Raw genomic sequence first — 23,839 nt, 5'->3', positions numbered from 1 at the left:
TGTCTTCCAGTGACCGCGCGCTGCAAAAGGGTCAAACTGCACGCCGCGCCGGCTCACGCTATGGACCGAGTATGCCGGTGGCGCCCTCACCGGGTAATTACGCCCGCGTGGTAACCCAACGGGGGTAGAGTCATGGGCCTTTCCCTTCAGGACATCGCCTGGCACCGCTCGGTCGGGCAACTGATCGAGGCATTGGACAAGCCGAACTTCTGGACCTTGCTGGTACGCCTGTTGGGCCAGTATGTGCCCTTCGACAGCTGGGTCGTGCTGCTTTTCAGCGATGGCAGGCCGCAGGTATTCGCCGAATGCCCGGGCGAGGATGGCGGCCCCGACCCGCTGTTCCAGGACTACCTCAAGGGCCTCTACCTGCTCGACCCCTTCTACATCGCCAGCCGCGAGGCGCCGGGCGGCGGGCTGTTCCGCCTGGACGACGTGGCGCCGGAGATGTTCGAGCAGACCGACTACTACCAGCGCTACTTCCGCCTCAACGTGGTGGCCGACGAGGTGCAGATCAATGTGCAGCTCGACGGCGAACGTACCCTGTGTTGCTCGGTGGGCAGCAAGGGCCGTTTCACCCCCGAGCAGATCGCCCTGCTGGGGCTGGTGCAACCGTGGGTCGCCGGGTTGATGCGCCAGCGCATGGCCTTCGAGTGTGAAGTCCAGGAAGCGCCCCCGCCGCCGCGTTGGCAAAACCGCCTGGAAGCCACCGCCCAGCAGGTGGAAACCCCGCTCACCGCCCGCGAGCTGGAAGTCGGCCGGCTGATGCTCAGCGGCTGCTCCAGCAAGGAAATCGCCCGCAAGCTGGCGATTTCCGCCGAGACGGTGAAGGTCCATCGCAAGCACATGTACGCCAAGCTCGGGATCAAGTCGCAGTCGGAGTTGTTCTCGTTGTTTTTGCAGGCGCAGGGGTGAGGCCGGCAACGCGCCCGTAGGATGGCGTGGAGCGTAGCGATACCCATCGCGGCGGATAACGCTGCGCGTTATTCGCCCTACGAGGATCAAGAGCATCGCGGACGGAGTCCGCTCCTACATTGGGATCGGCTTTCGTAGGAGCGGACTTCGTCCGCGATGCTTTTGGGGCCTTGGTGTTTCCGCGCCGCTTTGATGTATTCGGATGTATTGGGTTTCGCCCCCTCGGGCGAGTTACTTTGCCAAACGACGCAAAGTAACCAAAGGTCTTGCCCCTGCATCCGGCCCCGGCTTCGCCGGGGTTCCCTCGCTCCATCGAAGTTTCAGGGGCACGCGTCGACGGGCCATCCATGGCCCAACGACGCTCTCGCGGCATCCATGCCGCTCAACCCCTGAAACTCCGATTCCGCTCGGCCTCCTGAAGGGGCGCTCGGAGTGCGCGGATAGTTCTCTGGAAGTCCACAAGAGCAAACGCAAATTGCCATGCTCCAAACTACTTCTGCTCCCGTAGGAGCGGAGCTCCTCCGCGATCACCGCGATAGCGGTGCAATCCCCGACCACCGGCCTGCCGGCCGGATCGCGGACAAGGTCCGCTCCTACGCGAGCCGAGCCTCAACCATCACCGTAGGAGCGGGCCATGCCCGCGATTGGCGCCCACAGGGCGCTCCCGCACAAAGTCTCCACCAGCCGTCGAGCGGTCGGTGAGCATCCGCGCCGTTGCAGGTCCATGCTTGAGGACAGGAGGAATTCCCCATGAGCCTCAGCGTTTTCGACATGTTCAAGCCCGGCGTCGGGCCGTCCAGTTCCCACACCGTGGGGCCGATGCGTGCCACCCGCGAGTTCGTCGACCGCCTGCGCGCGGAAAACCTGCTGGAGCAGGTAGCAGCGATCGAGGTGCACCTCTACGGTTCGCTCAGCGCCACCGGCAAAGGCCACGCCACCGACCGCGCCTGCCTGATCGGCCTGCTCGGCATCGACCCGGCAGAGGCCGATCCGGCCGCCCTGGCGCCGCAGGTGGACGACATCCTGCTGCGCCATCGCCTGCGCCTGGGCGGCGTGCAGGAAATCGACTTCGACCCGGCGCAGCAACTGGTCTTCCACGACGACAGCCTGCCCGCCCACCCCAATGGCCTGCACCTGCGGGCGCTGGCCGCCAACGGCGAACTGCTGGCCGAGCGCATCTGTTACTCCGTCGGCGGCGGTTTCGTGGTGGACGAGGCCGACTTCAACACCGACCGTGCCCTGCCCGACAGCCCCATGCCCCACCCCTTCCACAGCGCCGAGGAATTGCTGCGCCTGTGCCACCAGCACGGCTTCAAGCGCATCAGCGACCTGATGTGGGCCAATGAGCTCGCCGTGCGCGACGAGGCGGAAATCCACGCCGGCCTCGCGCACATCTGGGAGGAAATGCAGGCCTGCGTGCGCCGCGGCCTGGAAACCGAAGGCACCCTGCCCGGCGGGCTCAAGGTGCGCCGCCGCGCGCCCATGCTCTACCGCCGGCTGAACGAGGCCGACAGCGGCAACCTGATCGCCAGCACCCTCGGCGCGATGGACTGGGTGGACCTCTGGGCGCTGGCGGTGAACGAGGAGAACGCCGCCGGCGGACGGGTGGTGACCGCCCCCACCAATGGCGCCGCCGGCATCGTCCCGGCGGTGCTGCACTACTACGCCCGCTACGACCCACAGGCCAACGCCGACGCCATCGAGCGCTACCTGCTCACCGCCGCCGCCATCGGCATCCTGTGCAAGCTCAACGCCTCGATCTCCGGCGCCGAAGTGGGCTGCCAGGGCGAAGTCGGATCGGCCTGCGCCATGGCCGCCGGCGGTCTGGCGGAAGTCCTCGGCGGCAGCCTGGAACAGGTGGAGAACGCTGCCGAAATCGGCCTGGAGCACAACCTCGGCCTGACCTGCGACCCGGTGGCCGGACTGGTGCAGGTGCCCTGCATCGAACGCAACGCCATGGCCTCGCTCAAGGCCATCAACGCCGCGCAACTGGCCCTGCGCGGCGACGGCCAGCACCTGGTCAGCCTGGACAAGGCCATCGACACCCTGCGCGACACCGGGCGCGACATGATGGACAAGTACAAGGAGACCTCGAAGGGCGGGCTGGCGGTGAATGTGATTGCCTGTTGAGTGGTGCCACTGCGGCAGGCGTAGGAGCGCGCCATGCGCGCGATCGCGGGCATGGCCCGCTCCTACAAGGAACCGCTCGGCCATTTCTTGCACCGCCCGAGACAAATCTTCTCACCCCCGGAAAAATCGTTAGCTAGCTTTCTTTTTTCCTCTCTTCGGGCTAACGTCGCATCCGCAGAACAATCGAAAACCTTCCAAAGGCCCGCCACGTAGACTGTCACGCAGGCGCGTTCGCGCAATGCCTGCCATGCTCTTCTGCGGTCCTTCCGACTCCCTCCCCGTGATATTCCCGACGACTGGAGACTCCATGAACCTGTCGCTCCTGAGCCGTTATGCCTTCTTCGCCGCCTGTGTCCTGTTCACCCTGATCAGCCTGCCGATCCTTGGCGACGTCTGGCCGCTGACCCTGCTGACCTTCGCCCTCAGCGTGCTGGGCGTGATCGATCTGTGCCAGCACCGCCACGCGGTGCGGCGCAACTACCCGATCCTCGGCAATATCCGCTACCTGGTGGAAGGCATCCGCCCGGAAATCCGCCAGTACCTGCTCGAAGGCGACAACGAGGCCCTGCCCTTCTCCCGCGCCCAGCGTGCGCTGGTGTATTCGCGGGCGAAGAACGAGACCGCCGACAAGCCATTCGGCACCCTGATCGACGTCTACCAGTCGGGCTTCGAATTCATCGCCCACTCCATCCGCCCGGCGCCGGTCTCCGATCCGCGCAGCTTCCGCGTCGACGTCGGCGGACCGGAGTGCAAACAGCCCTACTCCATCTCGGTGTTCAACATCTCGGCGATGAGCTTCGGCTCCCTCAGCGCCAACGCCATCCGCGCGCTGAACAAGGGCGCCAAGATGGGCGGCTTCATCCATGACACCGGCGAGGGCAGCATCAGCCCCTATCACCGCGAGTACGGCGGCGACCTGACCTGGGAACTGGGCAGCGGCTACTTCGGCTGCCGCAACGACGACGGCACCTTCAGCCCCGAGCGCTTCGCCAAGCAGGCGGTCGACCCGCAGGTGAAGATGATCGAGATCAAGCTCAGCCAGGGTGCCAAGCCCGGCCACGGCGGTATCCTGCCCAAGCACAAGGTGACCCAGGAAATCGCCTCCACCCGTGGTGTCCCCATGGGCCAGGACTGCATCTCGCCCTCCTCCCACAGCGCCTTCAGCACCCCCAAGGAACTGCTCGACTTCATCGTCAGGCTGCGTGAACTCTCCGGCGGCAAGCCGGTGGGCTTCAAGCTGTGCATCGGCCATCCGTGGGAATTCATGGGAATCGCCAAGGCCATGCACGAGACCGGCATCCTCCCCGACTTCATAGTGGTCGACGGCAAGGAAGGCGGCACCGGCGCGGCGCCCCTGGAATTCACCGACCACATGGGCCTGCCGATGCGCGAGGGCCTGCTGTTCGTGCACAACACGCTGGTCGGCCTCGGCCTGCGCGACAAGATCCGCATCGGCGCCAGCGGCAAGATCGTCAGCGCCTTCGACATTGCCAGTGTGCTGGCCATGGGCGCCGACTGGGCCAACTCGGCACGCGGCTTCATGTTCGCCATCGGCTGCATCCAGTCGCAGAGCTGCCATACCAACAAATGCCCGACCGGCGTGGCCACCCAGGACCCGCTGCGCCAACGCGCGCTGGTGGTGCCGGACAAGGCCGAGCGGGTGTTCAACTTCCATCACAACACCCTCAAGGGTCTGGCCGAAATGATCGCCGCCGCCGGCATCCAGCATCCCTCGCAGCTGGAAGCCAAGCACCTGGTGCGCCGCGTCTCGGCCACCGAGATCCGCCTGTTCTCGCACCTGCACTACTTCCTCAAGCCCGGCGAGCTGCTCTCGGGCGACATCGAGGGTGAGTTCTACGAGCGCATCTGGCGCATGGCGCGCAGCGACAGCTTCGAAGCGGCGGCCGGCTGATCCTCCCCTGATCGTGCGGCCATCGGATCGATGGCTGCACGAATCTTCCAGACAGCCTCCCCTCGCGCGTTATGCTGGCCAACCGGGCAAGCGAGGCGAGAATGGCCCATGCACAAGGACAACTGGATCGACCTGCTGCAGGATGCCGACACCGGCATCCAGAGCCTGCGCGCGCACTTCAAGGGTCACGCCTATGACCCGCACTGGCACGACAGCTACCTGATCGGCTTCACCGAATCCGGTGTGCAGCAGTTCCGCTGCCGGGGTGAACGGCACATCAGCACCGCCGGCAAGGTGTTCTTCCTCGAACCCGGCGACATCCACGACGGCGACGCGCCCACCGAAGGCGGCTTCACCTACCGCATGCTCTACCTCGACGCTCCCTGGCTGGAGCGGGAAATCGGCAACCTGTTCGAACAGGCCCCGGCCAACTGCCAACTCGGCGTCCGTGAACTGCTGTTCGACGACCCGCAGCTGGTGCCACGAATCGATAACGCCTTCCAGGCGGTGCACGGCAACGACCTGAAGATCGTCCGCCAGGCCGCCATCGACGACCTGCTCGACGGCCTCACTCGTCGCCTGCAATGGCGCCAGCGCAGCGTGGCGCAACCGCACCTGCCGCTGGTGGCGCAGCGGGCGCGGGACTACCTGCACGCCAACCTGATGCAGGATATCGGCCTGGATGACCTCGCCCGTGCCTGCGGCTGCGACCGTTTCCGCCTGACCCGCACCTTCAAGCAGGCCTTCGGCCTGCCGCCGCACGCCTACCTGATCCAGTTGCGCCTGGCCCGCGCGCGCCAGCTGCTCGGCCGTGGCCTCGCACCGGCGGAGGTGGCCGCCGACCTCGGCTTTGCCGACCAGAGCCACCTGGGCCGCTGGTTCCGCCGCGCCTACGGGGTGACGCCAGCCTACTACCGCAAACGCTGCTCAAAGCTTCCAGACTGAGCCGCAAGCGCTGGCGAAGATAAGGCTCCCACTGATTCAGCGGAGCCCTCGCCATGACCCTCGCGCAGACCAGCCAATGGCTGCCCTTCCTGCTTTTCGCCTTCGTCTCCGCCATCACCCCCGGCCCCACCAACCTGCTGGTGTTCAGCAACAGCGCCCGCTTCGGCTGGGGCGCGGCGCTGCCGATCATCTTCGGCGGCTGCGGTGCGGCCGCCGCCCTGGTGCTGGCGGTGGGCAGCGGCCTGGGCGAAGCGCTGGCGCACCTGCCCGGCGTGCAGCAAGCCATGAGCGCGGTCGGGGTGCTCTGGCTGAGCTGGCTGGCCTGGCAGATCTTCCGTAGCCCGCCGGCCAGCCTGGAACAGGATGGCGATGCAGCGCGGCTGGGCCTGGTCGGCGCCGCCGCGCTGCAACTGGTGAACCCCAAGACCTGGATGATGGCCCTGGCCGTGGTCAGCGTGTACGCCGGCCACGGCGCCGATCAGCTGGATCGCGTGCAGTTGCTGTCGCTGCTGTTCTTCCTGGTGTCGATCCCCTGCATGAGCGTCTGGGCCAGCCTCGGCATCGGCAGCCAGCGCCTGCTCTCACCCCGGCAGTTGCAGCGGCTGAACCAGCTGATGGCGATCCTGCTGCTGGTCTCGGCCTGGGCCGGCGCGCTGCTCTGAGCGGCTCAGGCAATGCCGTTCCGCTGCAGCGCGGCGCGCAGATGTTCGATGAAGGCGTGAATCTTGCGCGTGGCCCGGCGGTTGCTCGGGTACACCGCAAGAATCTGCGCGCCGAAGGTGTCCGGCTCGAAATAGAACTCATCCAGCACCGTGACCAGCCGCCCGGAGCGCAGATGCTCCAGCACGCTCCAGCGCGGGCACGGCAGCAGGCCGTGTCCATCCAGGCAGGCCCGGAGCAGCACTTCCTGGTTGTCGCTGCTCAGGCGCCCATGGCGCGGCGTCGAATAGCGCTCGCCGCCCAGGTCGAACCACCAGCGGTCCTCCAGCGCCGGATGGCGGTAGATCAGGCACTCGTGCTCGATGACCTCGCGCGGGTGCGTGGGCGTGCCACGCCGCGCGAGATAGGCCGGGCTCGCGCAGACCACCAGGCGGCTGCCGGCCAGCGGCTGGGCGATCAGCCCCGGCAGGTCGCTGTTGCCCATGCGCAGGGCGAGGTCGTAGCGTCCATCGAGCAGGTCGAGGTAGCTGTCGGAGAGGTCCACCTGCAAGCGCACGTCCGGGTGCTGGGAGAGAAAGTCCGCACAGGCCTGGTCGAGGAAGGCCGGGCCGAACACCAGCGGCGCCGTGACCCGCAGTACGCCGCGCAGGCTGTGATGCAGCTGGGCGATCTCCTCGGTGGTCTCGCGCATGCGCTCCAGCACTTCGCGGGCGCCTTCCAGGTAAAGCTGGCCCGCCTCGGTCAGCGACATGCTGCGCGTGGTGCGCTCGAACAGGCGCGCCCCCAGCTCGCTTTCCAGCAGGCCGATGGCCTTGGTCACGGCGGAGGGCGTCTTGCCCAGACGCTCGGCGGCGCGGCTGAAACTGCCGGTTTCGGCACTGGCGACGAACATCTCCAGACTGCTGAACTTGTCCATATTCGTTCCAAACGTTCACAAGTGTTATGAGCGATAGCGCCTTTCTGGCCGTTAGCCACCCCGATAGCCTCTTGCGCAGACCAATAAAAATCAACCGGCACACAAGGGTAACTCATGCACACGTGGCTCAAAGGCGCGCTGGCAGTAGCGATCGCACTCAGCACTTTGGAAGCACAGGCACAGAACGCGGACCTGATTCTGCTTAACGGCAAGGTCTTCACCGCCGAACCCGGCCAGGCGCTGCAACAGGCCGTCGCGGTGGCGGACGGCAAAGTGCTGAAAGTCGGCTCCAACGACGAAATCCGCGCCCTGGGCGATGCCAAGAGCAAGGTCGTCGACCTTGGCGGCAAGGTCCTGATGCCGGGCTTCATCGACAGCCACTCGCACGCCGTGTTCGGCGGCCTGGAGCTGATCTCCGCCAGCCTGGAAGATGAGCAGATGGACCTCGACGCCTTCATCAAGCGCCTGAAGCTGGACCGCGACAGTGGCAAGGCGCGCAAGGGCGACATCGTAGTGATGAACGGTATGCACTCCAGCTACTGGTCCCAGGCCGACGGACTGGCCAAGCATCTGAACCACGGCGAGTGGGCAAAGGTGCCGGTGGTGCTGATCGGCAGCGACCACCACACCGCCTGGGCCAACGCCGCCATGCTCAAGCGTGCAGGCCTCGACGCCAAGCGCGTGCGCGGCCTGAGCGAGCTGGAACAGAAGAACGTCGCCCACGACAAGAACTTCAACCCCTCCGGTTTCGTCGTCGACTCCGGCTTCGACCTGGTTGCCGCCGCCATGCCGGCCGCTGACGAGAAGACCCTGGATCGCGCCGGCCTCGCCGCGGTGCAATACAACAACAGCCTCGGCATCACCGCCTGGATGGACCCGGCCGCCAACGGCGCCCCGGGTGAGGCGGTGTTCAACATCAAGCCCACCGAGAAGAGCGTCGGCATCCTGCCGGCCTACCGCGACCTGGCTCGCGACGGCAAGCTCACCGCCCACGTTGCGGCGCTGCAGGTGGTCAATCCGAAGAGCACCCCGGCCGACCTGGACGTGATCGAGAAGGTTCGCCAGCAGTTCCAGGGCATCCCCAACCTGACCCTGCCGGGCATCAAGGTCTTCGCCGACGGCGTGATCGAATTCCCGGCCCAATCCGCCGCACTGCTGGAGGAGTACAAGAACAGCCACAAGCCCGGCGAACTGCTGATCGATCCGAAGCATTTCGGCGAGCTGGTCAGTGCCGCCGACAAGCGTGGCTGGCTGGTGCACATCCACGCCATCGGCGACCGCGCGGTGCGCGAATCGCTCAACGGCATCGAGCAGGCGCGCAAGGATCGCCAGAGCGGCGTCGCCCATTCGATCACCCACCTGCAACTGGTCACTCCGCAGGACTACCCGCGCTTCAAGCAGCTGGGCGTGATCGCCTCGATGCAGCTGGACTGGGCCGCTGCGGAAAGTTACACCGAAGAGCTGGTAAAGCCCTACATCGGTGATGACGAATACCGCGGCATGTACCCGGCCAAGTCCCTGCTGGACAACGGCGCCGAAATCGCCGGCGCCAGCGACTGGCCGGTGTCCACCCCGGACCCGATGAAAGCCATCTACCAGGCCGTCACCCGCAAGGGCGAGCTGGGCGTGCTGGGCGCCGACCAGCGCGTCGACCGCGAAACCATGTTCTACGCCTACACCCGCAACGCCGCGCAGGCCATCGGCCTGGACAAGCAGATCGGCACCCTCGCTCCAGGCAAGCAGGCCGACATGGTCGTCCTCGACCGTGACGTGTTCACCGTGCCCGACGAGCAACTGGGCGAAGCCCGCGTGCTGCACACCCTGTTCGAAGGTCGCGAGGTCTACCGCGCCGACGACGCTCCGGCTCTCTGACCGAGTCGGGCTCCTGCGCCGGGGTCTGAACACCCCTGGCGCCCTGCCCGCCAGCCCAGCCCTCTCTTCAAGTCCCTCGGCGACGTCGAGCGGGCTGGCGCTGCGCGGGCCTTTTCACACTGCCCCACAGACAATCACAACAAAGGGACATCCGCATGAACCGCCCGCAATGGCTCCTCGGTGCGCTGCTCGCCTGCGCACCGCTCACCCACACCCAGGCCGTGGAACTCAACGAAGACTTCATGCTGCAGATCGACGCCGCGCTGGTCAGCGACTATCGCACCCGCGGCATCTCGCAGACCAAGGGCGACCCGGCCGCCCAGTTCGGCCTCACCCTGCAGCACGTCAGCGGTCTGTATGCAGGCGCCTGGACCTCCAACGTCGATTACGGCTACGGCTACGACACCCGCCAGGAAGTGGACTACTACGCCGGCTGGTACTGGCAGGCCAACGAGGACGTGGCCCTGGACCTGGGCTACGTCAAATACACCTATCCCAAGTCGAGCCAGTTCAACCAGAGCGACACCTACGCCATCCTCCACGCCTACGGCTTCGAGGCGGGGGTCTACTACGGCAACGACTACCCCAACTACTTCGGCGACAAGAACAGCAACCTCTACAGCTACCTGGCCTACAACGCCGATCTGCCGGCCGAGTTCAAGCTGCGTACGCGCTTCGGCCACAACGACGCCAAGGACCCGCTCTACCTCTCCGGCAGCGGCGACACCCGCGACGGCTACAACGAGTGGGAGGTCAAGCTGAGCCACGAACTGGTGGGGCTGGACTGGTCGCTGAGCTATATCGACACCGACCTTTCGCAGAACGAGTGCTTCAACAACAACGGCTACAAGGACGTCTGCACCGCCACCGTGGTGGCCGGTGTGTCGAAGACCTTCTAACGCAGGGCTTTCGGGCGGGGCGGCCGCGCGCCCCGCTCGCCCTGCAGGGCGATCAGGCACAGCGCCAGCGCGGCGACATTGGTGGTGACCGGATTGAAGGCGCCCAGCAGCAGCGCCGGCGAGAACAGCGCCACGTCCAGCAGCAGCGCCACCAGGGCCACGGCGGCAATCCACAGTGGCCAGCGACTGCGACGCAGCAGGAGGATGGCGAGCCCCAGGACCATTTCCGCGACGCCCGCGGCCTGGGCAACGCGCAGGGTCGACAGCGACCAGTCGTGGGCCTCGATCATGCGCACTTCATCAGGACTCAGGAACAACAGCTTCGGCACCAGCCCGTGGTAGAGGAACACCACGCCCAGTGCCAGACGCGCGATGGCGGCGCTAGCCATTGCCCAGGAAGCGCCCTCGGAATTCCGGCGAGGGCACCAGGCAGCGCTCCTCACGGCCGAACAGGCGATAGCGGTTGAGGGCGATACGGTCATAGAACGCATCACGCCAGGACATGGGCACCAGCCACAGGATACGCAGCCAGCTCCACGGCGCCGGCAACTGGCCGATCACGCGGAGGAAGGCTTCGCTGCGGTCGTAGCCGCAGTGACCGTCGATGTACAGCATGGTGTCGAAGTAGTCGGTCGGCAGCCCGAACCAGTCGAGGATCATCTGACCCTCCTTCGACTGCACGCTGCACAGTTTCATGCGCTGCTGGCGGTCATGGCGCAGGAGGAAGCGGCTCCAGCCATTGCACAGGCGGCAGGCGCCGTCGAAGAGCACGACTTTGTCACCGGGAAGCATGTTGGGGGGCAGCGGCATGGCCTGGTCTCCAGAAACCTGGTCCGCATACTCTGCCCGCCGTATGTGACAACTACGGGTTTTCATCGGTCACCCATTGGCCAATGAATACAACCGGTATTCCACCCAGCCCGGCCCCAGCCGCCCCTCGCCCACCGCGAGCAAATGGTTCAGCCAGCGGTAGCGCTCATCCCCGACTTCGAAACGCGGCTGGATCATGAAGTAGGTGTCGCCGTATTCCGTGCTCTCCCCCCGGGATACCGCCGTGATGATCTTCGGATTGGCCACCAGCAGCCCGTTGTGCTGCATCAGTATCCGCGCGCCATCGTCGGTGCGCAGCACCAGGCGCACCTCCAGGTGCCAGCCGCCGTCGCTGTCCACCAGAATCCAGTCGCCACCGCCGGGCAACACCTCGCCGTTCAGCCGCTGGCCCTGGAAGGTGCCGCCGCCAGCCGCCGAGATCAGGCGCTGGCCGTGGGGCACCCGGCCGATCTCCAGCGGCACGCTTGCCTTCACGCTCATGTTCATCAGCGGCTCGAGTTTCATCGACAGCTCCTATCGCCATGCACCCTTGAGTAAAGCAGCCGGCCCCGGCGCCGGCCATGCTCAGCCGAAGCGCCCCGCTTCAACCGAACCGGTAACGCAACAGCCGGCCCATGCGCCGCAACGGCGGAATCGCCAGGGTGATCCGGTAGAGCAGGCGCACGCCCAGGGACATCCGGGCGATCTGCGCTTCGTCATAAGGCTCGACCGCGTCGACGAAGCGCAGTCCGGGCACCTGCGCCTCCAGCTCGGCGTTGTCGTCGATGCCCCAGTGCAGGATGGCGCCGGTCTTGCGGATCATCGGGTGGTATTGCATCCAGCGGATGCCCTGCCGCGTGTAGCCGTCGAAGATCAGCTCGCCGCTGCGGCAATGGGCGACCAGCGCGCGCAGCAGCCAGGGCACCGCCTCGCTCTCCACATAGGGCAGCACGCCCTCGGCGACGATCAGCACCGGCCGGTCGACCGGCACCCCACGCCACCAGTCCGTCGCAGTCAGCGCGGAGGCGACCAGATGGCAATTCTCCCGCGGCGGATACAGGCGCTCGCGCAGGGCGATCACTTCGGGGAAATCCACCTCGAACCACTGAACGGTGGACGGTGGATCGATGCGCCAGACGCGGCTGTCGAGCCCGCAGCCCAGCTGCAGCACCGTCGCCTGCGGATGGCGGGCGAGGAAGTCGCGCACCCAGTCGTCTAACAGCTTGGCCCGCAGCGCCACGCCGATCCATCCGGAGCGACCGAGATGCAGGCGGCCGAAATCGTAGTCGACCCGGTCCAGCGCGCGCCGGGCGACATGGTCGTGCAACAGGCTGTCCGCCAGCTCGCTCTCCTTCGCCTTGGCATAGAAGGTGATCAGCAGCGTTTCCGGCGTACCGCGCAGGCCGATGCGTTCCACGTCACGGGTGCAGGTAGTAGAGCTTGTTGATGATCGACCACTGCGAGCCGATGCGCAGCAGCGACAGGTAATCGGTGAAATGCATGCCGAGGAAATCATCGGTCACCTTCGCCACCGCGCTGTCGCCGGTGATGTCCAGCGACTTCAGCTCCCACACCGGCGGTTCGCCCGAGGAGGGCGGCGACTCCGCCTTGATCGCACCGATGAAGTCGTCCAGCGAGGCCCATTCCAGCTCGCCGTGGTAATTGCCGATGATCTTGCAGGACGGATGGAACGCCTGGCGCAACCTCGCCTCGTCGGCGAAGGTCATGCCCTCCACGTAATCCGTGAGAACGCGGTTGATGGCGGCGCTTTCCGCCGTGTAGTTGCTCATCTGTGCAGCCCTCCCTGTCGGTGCGTCGGGTATCGGGGAAGGCTAGCACCGCACCCCGGCCACGCCGTTTGCGGCGACGACCGGGGCCGACTTTCAGGAGAGGTTCAGACCACCGCCAGATGCCGCTTGCGCGTGGGCGGCGGGAAGGCGGCGTCGAGCGCTTCGAGGTCCTCGGCGCTCAGGCGCAGCGTGAGCGCGGCGGCGTTGTCACGCACGTGCAGCGACTCCACCGCCTTGGGAATGGCGATCACCCCCGGCTGGTGGATCAGCCAGGCCAGGGCCACGCGGGCCGGGGTGGCGTCGTGGCGGCCGGCGATTTCCGCCAGTACCCGGTTGCGCAGCAGGCTGCCGCCCTGTCCGACCGGGCAGTAGGCCATCAGCGGCATGCGCTGCTCCTGGCACCAGGGCAGCAGGTCCCATTCGATGCCGCGCTCCTCCAGGCTGTACTGCACCTGGTTGGTCGCGCAGGCCGGCTCGTTCAGCTCCTGCATGTCGTCCAGATCGAAGTTGGAAACGCCCCAGCTCTTGATCTTGCCTTGCTCGCGCAGGCGCTCGAAGGCCTCGACGGTTTCCTCCAGCGGATACTGTCCGCGCCAGTGCAGCAGGTAGAGGTCCAGGCAGTCGGTGCGCAAGCGCTTCAGGCTGCGCTCGCAGGCCTCGGGGATGCCGCGCCGGCTGGCATTGTGCGGATAGACCTTGCTGACCAGGAAGACCTGGTCGCGCAGCCCGGCGATGGCCTCGCCGACCACCTCTTCCGAGCCGCCTTCGCCGTACATTTCGGCGGTGTCGATCAGGGTCAGGCCGCGCTCGACGCCTTCGCGCAGCGCCGCCACTTCGCGCGAGCGTTCGGAACGGTTCTCGCCCAGGCGCCAGGTGCCCTGGCCGATGGCGGGAACGGCGGTGCCGTCGGCGAATACCACTGTGTTCATCACGTGCTCCTTGTCGTAGGGTTGCGGATCACGGGGCCGGCCGCCCGTCGGGGCAGCGGGCTGGACAGGGTAGCGCAGCCGGCAGGATTTCGCGTGGGTTCTCAGAACCTGTTTACGATCTCGCGAGCTAGAGCAGAACAAGGCGCAACGACCAACGGGAGTAACAGCCGCAGGCTGGCCCGAAGGGTGAGCGCCAGCGAATCAAACAGGCGAGGACGCGGAGTTTACGAGCTGTAAATGAGCAGTACTCGCTTCGCTCGCCCCTTCGGGGCCGCACTGAAGTGCGTTAGCCGCAAGCGGCTTCCTCGCCTGTTTTTAACGCAGTTATGCCGACGCGCAGCAGATCGTAAACAGGTTCTCAGTGCCAGGGATCGTAGGTGCCAAAGCTCCAGATATGGCCTTCCGGGTCGCGGCAGGTGAAGCCCTGGCCGCCGTAGTCCTCGTCCTTGATGTCGATGACGATCTGCGCGCCGCCGTCCACCGCCGCGCGGTACAGCACCTCGGCATCCTTCACCACGACGTAGATGCTCTGGGTGCAGCCGCCGACCTCGTCGGGCTGGCGCATCAGCCGGCCGTACTCGTTGTCGTGCAGCGAACCGAGCATCAGCAGTCCGCTGCCATCGGCCAGTGCCAGCTGAGCGTGGGCGATGCCACCGTGGTCATCGGCCACCACCAGCTGGCGCCGGAAGCCGAAGGTGGCGCACAGCCAGTCGATGGCGCGGGGCGCATCGCGGTAGCGCAGGCAGGGAATGACGCTGGGGCGAACGGCGGGAGTGGACGTGGACATGACGATCTCCGGCGCAGGACGGGCGCAATGCATCCAGCATAGTCGGCCGCTCCTTTCACCCGGCAAGGTCGCCCCTGCGAAGCGATGAAGTCAATGCAGAGGCCATCGAAGCGCAATTTCCTGCAAGACCGATTCCGGAGAGGCCCGTAGTGTCGAACGACTCAATCGAAGGAGAACCCCATGACCACGCGCCAACCGATCAACCTGCAGGACAAGCTCGCGCGCATCCACGAGACCTGGCAGCCGCGGGTGATCGCCGAGATGAACGACTACCAGTTCAAGGTGGTGAAGCTGCACGGCGATTTCGTCTGGCACAGCCACGCCGACACCGACGAGACCTTCATCGTGCTCGACGGCGAGCTGCGCATCGACTTCCGCGACGGCCCGCTGACCTTGCGTGCCGGCGAGCTGTACGTGGTGCCGCGTGGCGTCGAGCACAAGCCCTACGCCGAGCACGAGGTGCAGGTGATGCTGATCGAGCCGCGCGGGGTGCTGAACACCGGCGATGCCGGCGGCGAGCGCACGGCGGAGAATGATCGCTGGGTCTGACCGTCGATCGACCGCGGCGCGCACCGCCGATCAGCGGCCCCGCCCGGCAGCGGCCCGGCTGCTATGCCTGTGAAGAGGAAACCGCTCCCAGCCATGGGCTGTAACGCCTGGGATACACGGGCGCGACCCTGGCAGCGGTGCCGATTCGGGTCCGCGAATCTTGCCTGCCCGGACCCGGGCCGGAGGTGTGACATGCTCTATCTGGTGCACTGGACCATTCCGATGGAAAACCGCGACAAGGTCATCCAGCGGTTCCTGCAGACCGGCGGCCAGCCGCCGGCCAACGTCAAGCTGGTCGGCCGCTGGCACGCCATGGGCCACATGCTGGGCTTTGGCCTGGCGGAAGCCGAGAATCCGCTCGACCTGCAGCGCTGGCTGCTGCAATGGACGGACCTGATGAATCTTCAGGTGCATCCCGCCATGACCGACGCCGAATACTCCCCCTTGCTGGTGCAATACCTGGAGGCAACGTCGTCGGTCAGTCCCTGATGGCAGCCTCGACCGACTTGGCGCCGAAGCGCTTGCGGTAGTCGCTGGGCGACATCCCGGTGATCTTGCGGAAGGTACTGCGGAACGAGCCGGGGTCGAGGTAACCCACCGTATAGGCGATGTGATCCACCGTGCCGTTGGTGAACTCCAGCAGTTCCCGCGCCTTGCCGACCCGCAGGTGCTGGCAGTATTCGGTGGGTTTGAGCCCCGTGGCCGCCCGGAAGCGGCGGAGGAAGGTACGCTCCTCCAGCCCGGCCCGGGCGGCCATCGCGGGCAGACTCACGTCCACCGCGCCGTTGCCCTGCAACCAGTGCTGCACCTTGAGGATCGCCGCGTCACCATGGCCGAGCAGCGGCGCGAAGTTGCTGCCGCACTGCTGGGCGCTGTCGCTGTGCTCGACCACCAGGAAGCGCGCGGTGCGCGAGGCAATGCTGGGCCCCAGCAGGCGGTCGACCACCCGCAGGCCGACTTCCGACCAGGCCATCAGTCCGGCGGAGGTGATCAGGTCGCCATCGTCGACGATCGGCTTGTGCGCCTCCAGGCGTACCTTGGGGAAGCGCCGGCCAAAGGCCTCGGCCCCGCTCCAGTGGGCGGTAGCGGAACGGCCATTGAGCAGGCCGGCTTCGGCCACCAGCAGGCCGCCGATGCACACGGAGCCAACGATGGCGCCATCGCCGTGCCGCGCGGCCAGCCAGTCGGTGAGATGACGCAGAGGGGCCGCATCTGGCAGGCCGAACAACGACGGCGGCACCAGCACGGCGACCAGCCTGCTCTCAGCTCCGGGATGCGTATCGAAGACGCGCCGAGGCTCGCCACCGTCCTCGCCGGACCAGTGGCTGACCCGCAGCACCGGCAGTTGATCGCCGGCCTCTTGCGCGGCGATCCGCTCGGCCACCGCGAACAGGTCGGTCAAGCCGTGCAGCGCCGCCGTCTGTACACCGGGATAGAGCAGCAACCCGATCTCGACGACGCTCCGTTCCACAACCATTGTCAGTTTTCCCCCGGTTATTGTCGTTCTGCCTGATCCCCCGCCTGCGCGCGGCGAACCATACTGGCCCCACTTCCTCACCACTCAGCAAGGACTTCGAAAATGGCCAAGCAAGCGCTCATCCTAGTGGATATCCAGAACGACTACTTCCCCGCCGGCAAATGGCCGCTGGTCGGCATCGAGCCCGCCGCCGGACAGGCCGCCAAGGTACTGGCCGCCTTCCGTGAGCGCGGCGACCTGGTGGTACATGTCCGCCACGAGTTCGAAAGCGCCGATGCGCCCTTCTTCGCCCCCGGCAGCGAAGGCGCGCAGATCCACCCGAAGGTCGCCAATCTGCCCGGCGAAGCCGTGGTGCTCAAGCACTTCGTCAACTCGTTCCGTGGCACCGACCTGAAAGCCATCCTCGACCAGCACGGCATCGAGTCCGTGGTGGTGGTCGGCCACATGAGCCACATGTGCGTGGATGGCGCGGTGCGCGCCGCCGCCGACTTCGGCTACACGGTGACCGTGCTGCACGACGCCTGCGCCACCCACGACCTGGAATTCAACGGCGTGAAGGTGCCGGCCGCCCAGGTGCACGCCGCCTACATGGCATCGTTCGCCTTCGCCTATGCCGAGGTGATATCCACTGCCGAGTACCTCGACCGCTGATCGACAGCGCTCGGGAAAAGGCCCTCCCTGTAAGGCACTGGAACGCACCTGTAGGAGCGCGCCATGCGCGCGATCGCGGGCATGGCCCGCTCCTACATTGTTTTTTGGATCCCCGCGTTCGCGGGGATGACGTATGCGGGGGGCGATACCTTGCACCGTCACTCCCGCGAGCGCGGGACAGCGCTTGCGCTGAACGCACTTCAGTGCGGCCCGAAGGGTGAGCGCAGCGAATAGCCCAAAAGACAGTTGCTCCTACAGGAGCACCGAGCCGGCAGGGTTCGCGAGCAGGCTCTCCCGCAGCCGCGGTCAATGCTGCATATCCGGGAATGAGGAGACCCGTTTCATTGGCTTTCCGCTATCATCGGGCCACATTCGCCTGCCGATAAGGACATCCCATGAGCGTTTCGTCGATCGTCACCCTGGCCATCATCGCCGGCGTGCTCTTCCTGCTGATCAGCGTCTTCAACCGCCTGGTGGCGCTGCGCAACCGCTACCAGAACGCCTTCGCCCAGATCGAAGTGCAGCTCAAGCGCCGCTACGACCTGATCCCCAACCTGGTGGAAACCGCCAAGGCCTACCTCAAGCACGAGCGCGAGACCCTGGAAGCCGTGATCGCCGCGCGCAATGCCGCCGTGGCCGGGCTCAAGGCTGCCTCCGAACAACCCGGCGACGCCGGCCGCATGGCGCAGCTGGCCGCCGCCGAGAACGCCCTGGGCGGGGCGATGGGGCGCCTGAACGTCACCCTGGAGGCCTATCCGGACCTCAAGGCCTCGCAGAACCTGCAGCAGGTCAGCGAGGAGCTGTCGAGCACCGAGAACAAGGTCGCTTTCGCCCGCCAGGCCTACAACGACTCGGTGATGGAGTACAACACCTACCGCCAGTCCTTCCCCGCCAACGTCCTGGCCACCACCTACGGCCACAGCAAGGACGCCAGCCTGCTGGAGTTCGAGGACAGCAAGGCAATCCAGGCCGCACCGAAAGTCGCCTTCTAAAATCCCGGCGCAGGACGCGCGATGAACTTCTTCGAACACCAGGACCGCGCCCGTCGGCAGACCGGGCGCCTGGTCCTGCTGCTGGCCGTCGCGGTGGTCAGCCTGGTGACCATCACCAGCCTGGCGCTGGGCTGGCTCTGGCGTCACCTGGGCGAGCCGGCCATGCACCTGACCCCGCGCAGTTCGCTGCCCGATCCGGAGCTTTACCTGTCGGTGGCCGGCGTCATCATCGCCGTGGTCGTCGCCGGTGCGCTGTTCAAGCAGGTGCAACTGAGCGCCGGCGGCAAGGTCGTGGCGGAGAGCCTGGGCGGCAGGCTGCTCAATCTCAGCGCCAGCAATGCCGACGAGCGCCGCTTGCTCAACGTCGTCGAGGAAATGGCCCTGGCCTCCGGCTCGCCGGTGCCGCCGGTCTACGTGCTGGAAGATGCCTCGATCAACGCCTTCGCCGCCGGCCTGAGCCCGCGCGATGCGGTGATCGGTATCACCCGCGGCGCCATCGAACAGCTCGAACGCCATGAACTGCAGGGCGTGATCGCCCACGAATTCAGCCATATCCACCATGGCGACATGCTGCTCAACACGCGCCTGACCGCACTGTTGCACGGCATCCTCCTGCTCGGCCTGATCGGCGGCATGCTGCTGCGCGGCCTGAGCGAGACCAGCAGCAGCGCTCGCGTCGGTAGCCGCAGCACCGATGACAACAAGAGCAGCGGCAGCGTGGTGCTGCTGGCGGTCGGCTGTGGCGTGGTGCTCTACGTGCTGGGCTATGTCGGGACCTTCTTCGGCCAGCTGATCAAGGCCTCGGTCAGCCGCCAGCGCGAGTACCTGGCCGACGCCTCGGCGGTGCAGTTCACCCGCGATCCGTCCACCATTGCCGGCGCTCTCAAGAAGATCGGCAGCAATCCCTTCGGCGCCCTGCTCAGCGCCCCGCGCGCGGCGGAGTTCAGCCACATGTACTTCGGCGACGGCGTGGGCAGCAGCTGGTTCGACACCCATCCGCCGCTGAAAGACCGCATTCGCCGCGTCGATCCGGGCTGGGACGGCCGCTACCCGAAATTCGAGCCGCGTCTGGACGTGGCGCTGATGAACAAGGATGCCTGGACCGCCGCCGTGACGGGCCAGCCGTATCAGCCCAGCGCGGTCGATGTGGCGGTCGCCGCAGTCGGCGCTCCCACCGCCGCACATCTGCAGGAGGCCCGCAGTACCTTGCTGCGCCTGGACGAGCGCCTGCAGCGCGCCGCCCACGACACCGAGGGCGCCCAGGCGCTGGTCTACGGCCTGCTGCTGGACAGCGAGCCCGGCCTGCGGGCGCGCCAGCTGGAAGCGATCAAGCAGCGCCTGAACCTGAGCCTGGCGCTGCAACTGGACCTGCTGGAAGAATCGCTGCTCCGGCTCGACCCCGGCCAGCGCCTGCCGCTGCTGGACCTGGCCATGCCGGCACTGAAGCAGCTCGATGCCCCGGCTTTCATCGCCCTGCGCGAGAACATGGCGCTGCTGATCAAACTGGACGGCAAGGTGAAGCTGCTGGAGTGGACTCTGATGCGCATCGTCGAGCGCAATCTTCAGCCCGGCAGAGGGAAAATCGGCAGCGTGGCGCTGGCGGCGCTGGCCGAGGAATGTGCAACCCTGCTGGCCTTCCTCGCCCGTGTCGGCGAAACCGGCCCGGTGGAGACCGGGCAGGCCTTCGCCGATGCCTGGGGCACCCTGCCCTTCGCGCCCCGGCCCGTGCCGGCGGAAGGCAGCCTGCGCGACCTGGAAAGCGCCCTGAAGAAACTGGAGCAATTGCGCCCGCTGCAGAAGCCGCAGTTGCTCAAGGCGTTGGCGCGCTGCATCGAGCACGACGGACGCATCAGCACCGGCGAGGCCGAACTGATGCGCGCAGTGGCCGATATCCTGGACTGCCCGATGCCACCGTTGCTGGCGGGCTGATCGGCCCCGTGCGGACGAAATTCGCTCCTACGCCGCACGTAGGGCGCATAACCCGGAACGGGTTATCCGCCGATGCCACGACGGCGGATAAGGCTGGCGCGTTATCCGCCCTACGAACTACGCCCACCGGGTAGCGCTGGAGCTCCCCGTAGGAGCGCGCCATGCGCGCGATCGCGGGCATGGCCCGCTCCTACCGGTCGGCTCCGTCGACTAGGTATTTACCCGCATATCACTCGCAGGCCCCTGCCCCTAGGATGTCTGGCATCACGGATGCCAGACCTTTCCCATGCCCCACATCGCCATTACCTACACCGCCAACCTCACCGACGACCTCCAGCCCCTCGACCTGCCCCGGAAACTCCACGAGGCCGCGCAAGCCATGGGTGTGTTCCCCATCAACGGCCTCCGCACCTTCGCCCGCGCCATCGGGGAATACCGGGTAGGCGCCAATACGACGAACGAAGCCTTCATCAACATCCAGGTCCGCATCGCCCCCGGCCGTCCGGAGGAACTGCGCCAGCGCATCGTCGACACCCTGTTCTCCACCGCCGAGCAAACCCTCGCCGAGCTGATCGCCAGGCGTCCGGTGGGCCTGCAACTGGAGATCACCGAATTCGACCGCAGCCTGACCCGCATGGCCGGCAGCCTGCCCACCGCCTGACCGCCAGCCAAAAAAGGCGCGCAAAAGAAAAGGGCCTCCGAAGAGGCCCTTTCCATTCACCCAACCGTCATTCAGGCACGGCTGGCGGCACCGCCCTGCTCAGTCTTGGGAGCAAGGTTCAGCGCGTAGTACAGCACCGTCAGCAGCACCAGGAAGGCCGGGCCGATGTACAGCGCGATGCGGGTGTCCTCGAAGAACGCCATCAGCACCACCACCAGCACCAGGAAGGCCATGGCGAGGTAGGAGCTGACCGGGTACAGCCACATCTTGAACTGCAGCTTGCCGGCTTCGGCGGCGGAGAGGCCGCGACGGAACTTCAGCTGGGCCAGCAGGATCATCGCCCAGGTCCAGATCGCACCGAAGGTGGCGATGGAGGTCACCCAGGTGAATACCTTCTCCGGTACCAGGTAGTTCAGCAGCACGCCCAGCAGCAGCGCGCCGATGGACAGCAGCAGCGCATTACGCGGCACGCCTCCCTTGGAGGTCTTGGCGAACACGGCCGGGGCCTGGCCATGCTGGGCGAGGCTGTAGAGCATGCGGCCGGTGCTGAAGATGCCGCCGTTGCAGGACGACAGCGCGGCGGTGATCACCACGAAGTTGATGATGCCGGCGGCGGTCTTGATGCCCATGCGCTCGAAGGTCATCACGAAGGGGCTGCCCTGGGTGCCGATCTCGTTCCACGGGTAGATCGACATGATCACGAACAGCGCGCCCACGTAGAACAGCAGGATGCGCCAGAACACCGAGTTGATCGCGCCCGGAATGGTCTTCTGCGGGTTCTTCGCTTCACCGGCGGTGAGGCCGATCATCTCCACGCCCAGGTAGGCGAACATCACCATCTGCAGCGACATCAGCACGCCGGTGATGCCATGGGGCATGAAGCCGCCGTTGCTCCAGAGGTTGGAGATGCCGGTGGCGATACCGCCGTTGCCGAAACCGAAGAAGATCATGCCGCCGCCGACCAGGATCATGGCGACGATGGTGATGATCTTGATCAGGGCGAACCAGAACTCGAACTCACCGAAGGCGCGCACGGCGATCAGGTTGATGGTGCCCATGCTCGCCAGTGCGGCCAGCGCCCAGATCCAGCGTGGCACGTCGGGGAACCAAATGCCCATGTAGATGGCCACCGCGGTGATTTCCGCGACGCAGGTCACCAGCCAGAGGAACCAGTAGTTCCAGCCGGTCAGGTAGCCGGCCAGTGGGCCGAGGTAGTCCTGGGCGTAGCGGGCGAAGGAGCCGGCCACGGGATTGTGCACGGCCATCTCGCCGAGGGCGCGCATGATCACGAGGATGGCGAGACCGCCGATGATGTAGGAGAGCATGATGGCCGGGCCGGCCATCTGGATGGCCTTGGCGGAGCCGAGGAACAGGCCGACGCCGATGCAGGCGCCGAGGGCCATGAGACGGATGTGCCGCTCATTGAGATCCCGCTGGAGATCGTGGGACGACATGGTGCAACCTCATTTTGTTCTTGGGAAATATCAGCTGCGGACTCGAAGTGCAGTCGGGATGCGAAAGCACCGGAAAAAAGCTTCGCCACCGCGCCGGTTGGCACGGAGGGCGGAGGTTTCTGGCGATTCCAGGACGGCACGCCGCAAGAGGCTGCCCGCTCTTGTGGAGCAGACGTCGGCATTGCGGGAGTGGACCACGGCTGAGGTCGCTGCCGAATTTACACAAGTCCGCAGGGGACGTCTGCCCCAATCGGGTGCCTTTTGACCAAAGGTGTAGAGACGATTCGTCGCGCCAGGTGCAACCTGGTTCTACTCAGTCGACCAGCGGTTGCAACTCCAGCAGCAGCGAGCAGGGCTTGCCGCTTTCGGGATGGCGCGGCTCACGCAGCTGCCGCACACGCCAGCCGCTGCCGGCGAGCAGCGTCAGCCAGGACTCCAGGGTTCGGAAGTACCAGGGCATCGGCGCGCTGAAGGTCTCTCCGAAGGCGGCGAAGGTTTCCAGCCGCCAGCCATCGGCATAAGGCTCGTCGCCACAGGCGGACCAGGGATGCACGGTCTGGATCAGCAGGCGACCGCAGGGTTCGAGACGCTCGCGCAGCGCCAGCAGCAGCGGCGCGATGGATTCGTCGAGCAGGGCGAAGTTGCAGACCAGCGCATCGAAGCGCCCCAGGGATTCCCCCTCGGTGATCAGTCCGGCGTAGTCCATCACCTCGAAGCGGCCGCCACCCGCCTGGCGCGCGGCCTCGATCAGCGGCGCGGACGCATCCACCCCCACGCACTGGCTGCCCCGCTCCGCCAGGGCGCGGCACAGCCAGCCTTCGCCGCAGCCGATGTCCAGCACGCGGCGCGCGGGCCCGGCGGCGACAGCGCCGAGGATCGCCGCGTCGGTCACCAGGCGCCGGCTCTCAATACGCTGCTCGCGCACCGCGCGGGTCCAGGCATCGGCGTTGGCCTGCCAGCTGTGGCGGATTCGGGCTTGCGGGTCGGTCATGGCGAACTCCGTGCGTGAGTCGAGCTGATCGCGGATAAATCCGCTCCTACAAAAAGCAGCAATCTGCGTTCCCGTAGGAGCGGGCCATGCCCGCGATTCGCGCCCATGGGGCGCGCCTACAGAATATCGTTCTACTGCGACTTCCACGCCTTGGGCACCGCCAGCCCCTTGGTCGATGGCCCCTGCGGCAGCATCTCGCGGCAGCCGGCGTCGCGGAACGGTCCGCCGATCTTCTGCCAGCCATCTCCCGGCGAGGTCTGCTGGCAGGCATAGCGGCCGTCCAGCGTGCTCTGCCACTTGTAGAACGGCATCGGCGCGGCGATGGCGCTCAGCGAAACCAGCAGCAGGGACGCAACGGGCAGAAATAACGAACGCATGGCCGGAAAGTCCTGTCGGAGGAAATAGGGTCTGCTGACGCTTGAGCAGAGTGCGGCAAACGTGGCAGACCCGACTATTGCACCTGCTGGCCGTCGGCAAATCAATCCGACGGGGGTGGGAGAGCGCTCCACGGCGCGCAGATTTTTCGCCGCCGACTACGCTGGATGTTAGGAAAGCCGCTATCTCAGGGCTTTC

25 protein-coding genes are annotated in these 23,839 nt (G+C 66.4%); 13 read left to right on the top strand and 12 right to left on the bottom strand.

The window, feature by feature from the left end; all coding sequences use genetic code 11:
- The first annotated feature begins 132 nt into the window (after positions 1 to 132).
- From ACQ5BL_RS00575 to ACQ5BL_RS00555, 5 genes are all read left to right on the top strand, one after another.
- Positions 133 to 912: a helix-turn-helix transcriptional regulator gene (locus ACQ5BL_RS00575; protein ID WP_243806008.1), complete on the top strand. Its 780-nt coding sequence runs from the start codon at positions 133 to 135 to the stop codon at positions 910 to 912.
- A gap of 750 nt (positions 913 to 1,662) precedes the next feature.
- Complete coding sequence (locus ACQ5BL_RS00570) at positions 1,663 to 3,042, top strand: L-serine ammonia-lyase (RefSeq protein WP_243806010.1); 1,380 nt, start codon at positions 1,663 to 1,665, stop codon at positions 3,040 to 3,042.
- A 307-nt stretch (positions 3,043 to 3,349) separates the two neighbouring features.
- Positions 3,350 to 4,954 (top strand): FMN-binding glutamate synthase family protein, encoded by a 1,605-nt coding sequence (locus tag ACQ5BL_RS00565; RefSeq protein WP_243806012.1) that lies wholly within the window; start codon positions 3,350 to 3,352, stop codon positions 4,952 to 4,954.
- A gap of 108 nt (positions 4,955 to 5,062) precedes the next feature.
- On the top strand, positions 5,063 to 5,899 hold the full coding sequence (locus ACQ5BL_RS00560; RefSeq protein WP_243806014.1) for an AraC family transcriptional regulator: 837 nt from the start codon (positions 5,063 to 5,065) through the stop codon (positions 5,897 to 5,899).
- Positions 5,900 to 5,952: 53 nt separating this feature from the next.
- The gene (locus tag ACQ5BL_RS00555; protein ID WP_243806016.1) at positions 5,953 to 6,561 is read left to right on the top strand and encodes a LysE family translocator; all 609 of its coding nucleotides are present in this window, start codon (positions 5,953 to 5,955) and stop codon (positions 6,559 to 6,561) included.
- Between the two features lie 5 nt (positions 6,562 to 6,566).
- Here ACQ5BL_RS00555 and ACQ5BL_RS00550 read toward each other — a convergent pair whose 3' ends face one another.
- Entirely contained in the window at positions 6,567 to 7,475 is a 909-nt protein-coding gene (locus tag ACQ5BL_RS00550) for a LysR substrate-binding domain-containing protein (protein ID WP_243806018.1), read from the bottom strand.
- A 114-nt stretch (positions 7,476 to 7,589) separates the two neighbouring features.
- On the opposite strand from ACQ5BL_RS00550, the gene ACQ5BL_RS00545 reads away from it, so the two are divergent.
- Together ACQ5BL_RS00545 and ACQ5BL_RS00540 are read left to right on the top strand one after the other, a co-directional pair.
- A complete protein-coding gene (locus ACQ5BL_RS00545; RefSeq protein ID WP_243806020.1) occupies positions 7,590 to 9,347 on the top strand; it encodes an amidohydrolase in 1,758 nt (585 codons plus the stop codon).
- Positions 9,348 to 9,502: 155 nt separating this feature from the next.
- Complete coding sequence (locus tag ACQ5BL_RS00540; protein ID WP_243806022.1) at positions 9,503 to 10,246, top strand: TorF family putative porin; 744 nt, start codon at positions 9,503 to 9,505, stop codon at positions 10,244 to 10,246.
- Here ACQ5BL_RS00540 and ACQ5BL_RS00535 read toward each other — a convergent pair.
- The 7 genes from ACQ5BL_RS00535 to ACQ5BL_RS00505 form a co-directional block, all read right to left on the bottom strand.
- The gene (locus ACQ5BL_RS00535; RefSeq protein ID WP_243806024.1) at positions 10,243 to 10,635 is read right to left on the bottom strand and encodes a DoxX-like family protein; all 393 of its coding nucleotides are present in this window, start codon (positions 10,633 to 10,635) and stop codon (positions 10,243 to 10,245) included. The two genes, ACQ5BL_RS00540 and ACQ5BL_RS00535, sit on opposite strands and share 4 nt — an antisense overlap.
- Positions 10,628 to 11,056 (bottom strand): thiol-disulfide oxidoreductase DCC family protein, encoded by a 429-nt coding sequence (locus tag ACQ5BL_RS00530; RefSeq protein WP_207885244.1) that lies wholly within the window; start codon positions 11,054 to 11,056, stop codon positions 10,628 to 10,630. Before ACQ5BL_RS00530 ends, ACQ5BL_RS00535 begins: the two co-directional genes overlap by 8 nt.
- A 69-nt stretch (positions 11,057 to 11,125) precedes the next feature.
- Positions 11,126 to 11,581 carry a DUF3237 domain-containing protein gene (locus ACQ5BL_RS00525; RefSeq protein WP_207885245.1) on the bottom strand — a complete coding sequence of 152 codons (456 nt, stop codon included), beginning with the start codon at positions 11,579 to 11,581 and terminating at the stop codon, positions 11,126 to 11,128.
- Between the two features lie 79 nt (positions 11,582 to 11,660).
- On the bottom strand, positions 11,661 to 12,473 hold the full coding sequence (locus ACQ5BL_RS00520) for a class I SAM-dependent methyltransferase (RefSeq protein ID WP_243806026.1): 813 nt from the start codon (positions 12,471 to 12,473) through the stop codon (positions 11,661 to 11,663).
- 1 nt (position 12,474) lies between these two features.
- Positions 12,475 to 12,846: a nuclear transport factor 2 family protein gene (locus tag ACQ5BL_RS00515; protein WP_207885247.1), complete on the bottom strand. Its 372-nt coding sequence runs from the start codon at positions 12,844 to 12,846 to the stop codon at positions 12,475 to 12,477.
- Positions 12,847 to 12,950: 104 nt separating this feature from the next.
- Positions 12,951 to 13,775: an aldo/keto reductase gene (locus ACQ5BL_RS00510; RefSeq protein ID WP_243806028.1), complete on the bottom strand. Its 825-nt coding sequence runs from the start codon at positions 13,773 to 13,775 to the stop codon at positions 12,951 to 12,953.
- Positions 13,776 to 14,133: 358 nt separating this feature from the next.
- Positions 14,134 to 14,562 (bottom strand): VOC family protein, encoded by a 429-nt coding sequence (locus tag ACQ5BL_RS00505; RefSeq protein ID WP_243806030.1) that lies wholly within the window; start codon positions 14,560 to 14,562, stop codon positions 14,134 to 14,136.
- Positions 14,563 to 14,742: 180 nt separating this feature from the next.
- Between ACQ5BL_RS00505 and ACQ5BL_RS00500 the strand changes: the two genes are divergently transcribed.
- Both ACQ5BL_RS00500 and ACQ5BL_RS00495 read left to right on the top strand, forming a co-directional pair.
- Positions 14,743 to 15,111: a cupin domain-containing protein gene (locus ACQ5BL_RS00500; RefSeq protein WP_243806032.1), complete on the top strand. Its 369-nt coding sequence runs from the start codon at positions 14,743 to 14,745 to the stop codon at positions 15,109 to 15,111.
- A 192-nt stretch (positions 15,112 to 15,303) separates the two neighbouring features.
- Positions 15,304 to 15,600 carry a DUF3303 domain-containing protein gene (locus ACQ5BL_RS00495; protein WP_243806034.1) on the top strand — a complete coding sequence of 99 codons (297 nt, stop codon included), beginning with the start codon at positions 15,304 to 15,306 and terminating at the stop codon, positions 15,598 to 15,600.
- Here the strand turns inward: ACQ5BL_RS00495 and ACQ5BL_RS00490 are convergent.
- Positions 15,590 to 16,588, bottom strand: coding sequence for a GlxA family transcriptional regulator (locus ACQ5BL_RS00490; protein ID WP_243806036.1), 999 nt, complete (start codon positions 16,586 to 16,588; stop codon positions 15,590 to 15,592). The genes ACQ5BL_RS00495 and ACQ5BL_RS00490 overlap by 11 nt on opposite strands.
- A gap of 102 nt (positions 16,589 to 16,690) precedes the next feature.
- Here ACQ5BL_RS00490 and ACQ5BL_RS00485 point away from each other — a divergent pair, with 102 nt between their 5' ends.
- The 4 genes from ACQ5BL_RS00485 to ACQ5BL_RS00470 all read left to right on the top strand — a co-directional run bounded on the left by ACQ5BL_RS00485 (position 16,691) and on the right by ACQ5BL_RS00470 (position 20,821).
- The gene (locus ACQ5BL_RS00485) at positions 16,691 to 17,239 is read left to right on the top strand and encodes a cysteine hydrolase family protein (protein WP_243806038.1); all 549 of its coding nucleotides are present in this window, start codon (positions 16,691 to 16,693) and stop codon (positions 17,237 to 17,239) included.
- A 395-nt stretch (positions 17,240 to 17,634) separates the two neighbouring features.
- Positions 17,635 to 18,231 carry a LemA family protein gene (locus tag ACQ5BL_RS00480; protein ID WP_243806040.1) on the top strand — a complete coding sequence of 199 codons (597 nt, stop codon included), beginning with the start codon at positions 17,635 to 17,637 and terminating at the stop codon, positions 18,229 to 18,231.
- 21 nt (positions 18,232 to 18,252) lie between these two features.
- Positions 18,253 to 20,160, top strand: coding sequence for a M48 family metallopeptidase (locus ACQ5BL_RS00475; RefSeq protein WP_243806042.1), 1,908 nt, complete (start codon positions 18,253 to 18,255; stop codon positions 20,158 to 20,160).
- Positions 20,161 to 20,446: 286 nt separating this feature from the next.
- Positions 20,447 to 20,821: a 5-carboxymethyl-2-hydroxymuconate Delta-isomerase gene (locus ACQ5BL_RS00470; protein WP_243806044.1), complete on the top strand. Its 375-nt coding sequence runs from the start codon at positions 20,447 to 20,449 to the stop codon at positions 20,819 to 20,821.
- A gap of 71 nt (positions 20,822 to 20,892) precedes the next feature.
- Here ACQ5BL_RS00470 and ACQ5BL_RS00465 read toward each other — a convergent pair whose 3' ends face one another.
- The 3 genes from ACQ5BL_RS00465 to ACQ5BL_RS00455 form a co-directional block, all read right to left on the bottom strand.
- Complete coding sequence (locus ACQ5BL_RS00465) at positions 20,893 to 22,275, bottom strand: amino acid permease (RefSeq protein ID WP_207885260.1); 1,383 nt, start codon at positions 22,273 to 22,275, stop codon at positions 20,893 to 20,895.
- A 313-nt stretch (positions 22,276 to 22,588) separates the two neighbouring features.
- Entirely contained in the window at positions 22,589 to 23,266 is a 678-nt protein-coding gene (locus ACQ5BL_RS00460; RefSeq protein ID WP_243806046.1) for a class I SAM-dependent methyltransferase, read from the bottom strand.
- Positions 23,267 to 23,397: 131 nt separating this feature from the next.
- Complete coding sequence (locus tag ACQ5BL_RS00455; protein WP_207885262.1) at positions 23,398 to 23,643, bottom strand: hypothetical protein; 246 nt, start codon at positions 23,641 to 23,643, stop codon at positions 23,398 to 23,400.
- Positions 23,644 to 23,839: the final 196 nt, after the last annotated feature.

The organism is Pseudomonas sp. B1-22 (assembly GCF_050474425.1).
In the GTDB taxonomy this organism is placed as follows: Bacteria; Pseudomonadota; Gammaproteobacteria; order Pseudomonadales; family Pseudomonadaceae; genus Pseudomonas.
Note: the sequence above shows the minus strand (reverse complement) of the source record. Positions and strands in the feature narration are given on the sequence as shown.

Coding starts and splice junctions, on each gene's coding strand:
- ACQ5BL_RS00505 (WP_243806030.1), bottom strand. CDS start 14,562: ATGTCCACGTCCACTCCCGCCGTTCGCCCCAGCGTCATTCCCTGCCTG.
- ACQ5BL_RS00510 (WP_243806028.1), bottom strand. CDS start 13,775: ATGAACACAGTGGTATTCGCCGACGGCACCGCCGTTCCCGCCATCGGC.
- ACQ5BL_RS00545 (WP_243806020.1), top strand. CDS start 7,590: ATGCACACGTGGCTCAAAGGCGCGCTGGCAGTAGCGATCGCACTCAGC.
- ACQ5BL_RS00475 (WP_243806042.1), top strand. CDS start 18,253: ATGAACTTCTTCGAACACCAGGACCGCGCCCGTCGGCAGACCGGGCGC.
- ACQ5BL_RS00560 (WP_243806014.1), top strand. CDS start 5,063: ATGCACAAGGACAACTGGATCGACCTGCTGCAGGATGCCGACACCGGC.
- ACQ5BL_RS00540 (WP_243806022.1), top strand. CDS start 9,503: ATGAACCGCCCGCAATGGCTCCTCGGTGCGCTGCTCGCCTGCGCACCG.
- ACQ5BL_RS00565 (WP_243806012.1), top strand. CDS start 3,350: ATGAACCTGTCGCTCCTGAGCCGTTATGCCTTCTTCGCCGCCTGTGTC.
- ACQ5BL_RS00460 (WP_243806046.1), bottom strand. CDS start 23,266: ATGACCGACCCGCAAGCCCGAATCCGCCACAGCTGGCAGGCCAACGCC.
- ACQ5BL_RS00530 (WP_207885244.1), bottom strand. CDS start 11,056: ATGCCGCTGCCCCCCAACATGCTTCCCGGTGACAAAGTCGTGCTCTTC.
- ACQ5BL_RS00480 (WP_243806040.1), top strand. CDS start 17,635: ATGAGCGTTTCGTCGATCGTCACCCTGGCCATCATCGCCGGCGTGCTC.
- ACQ5BL_RS00555 (WP_243806016.1), top strand. CDS start 5,953: ATGACCCTCGCGCAGACCAGCCAATGGCTGCCCTTCCTGCTTTTCGCC.
- ACQ5BL_RS00490 (WP_243806036.1), bottom strand. CDS start 16,588: ATGGTTGTGGAACGGAGCGTCGTCGAGATCGGGTTGCTGCTCTATCCC.
- ACQ5BL_RS00485 (WP_243806038.1), top strand. CDS start 16,691: ATGGCCAAGCAAGCGCTCATCCTAGTGGATATCCAGAACGACTACTTC.
- ACQ5BL_RS00575 (WP_243806008.1), top strand. CDS start 133: ATGGGCCTTTCCCTTCAGGACATCGCCTGGCACCGCTCGGTCGGGCAA.
- ACQ5BL_RS00515 (WP_207885247.1), bottom strand. CDS start 12,846: ATGAGCAACTACACGGCGGAAAGCGCCGCCATCAACCGCGTTCTCACG.
- ACQ5BL_RS00550 (WP_243806018.1), bottom strand. CDS start 7,475: ATGGACAAGTTCAGCAGTCTGGAGATGTTCGTCGCCAGTGCCGAAACC.
- ACQ5BL_RS00500 (WP_243806032.1), top strand. CDS start 14,743: ATGACCACGCGCCAACCGATCAACCTGCAGGACAAGCTCGCGCGCATC.
- ACQ5BL_RS00455 (WP_207885262.1), bottom strand. CDS start 23,643: ATGCGTTCGTTATTTCTGCCCGTTGCGTCCCTGCTGCTGGTTTCGCTG.
- ACQ5BL_RS00535 (WP_243806024.1), bottom strand. CDS start 10,635: ATGGCTAGCGCCGCCATCGCGCGTCTGGCACTGGGCGTGGTGTTCCTC.
- ACQ5BL_RS00570 (WP_243806010.1), top strand. CDS start 1,663: ATGAGCCTCAGCGTTTTCGACATGTTCAAGCCCGGCGTCGGGCCGTCC.
- ACQ5BL_RS00525 (WP_207885245.1), bottom strand. CDS start 11,581: ATGAAACTCGAGCCGCTGATGAACATGAGCGTGAAGGCAAGCGTGCCG.
- ACQ5BL_RS00495 (WP_243806034.1), top strand. CDS start 15,304: ATGCTCTATCTGGTGCACTGGACCATTCCGATGGAAAACCGCGACAAG.
- ACQ5BL_RS00470 (WP_243806044.1), top strand. CDS start 20,447: ATGCCCCACATCGCCATTACCTACACCGCCAACCTCACCGACGACCTC.
- ACQ5BL_RS00465 (WP_207885260.1), bottom strand. CDS start 22,275: ATGTCGTCCCACGATCTCCAGCGGGATCTCAATGAGCGGCACATCCGT.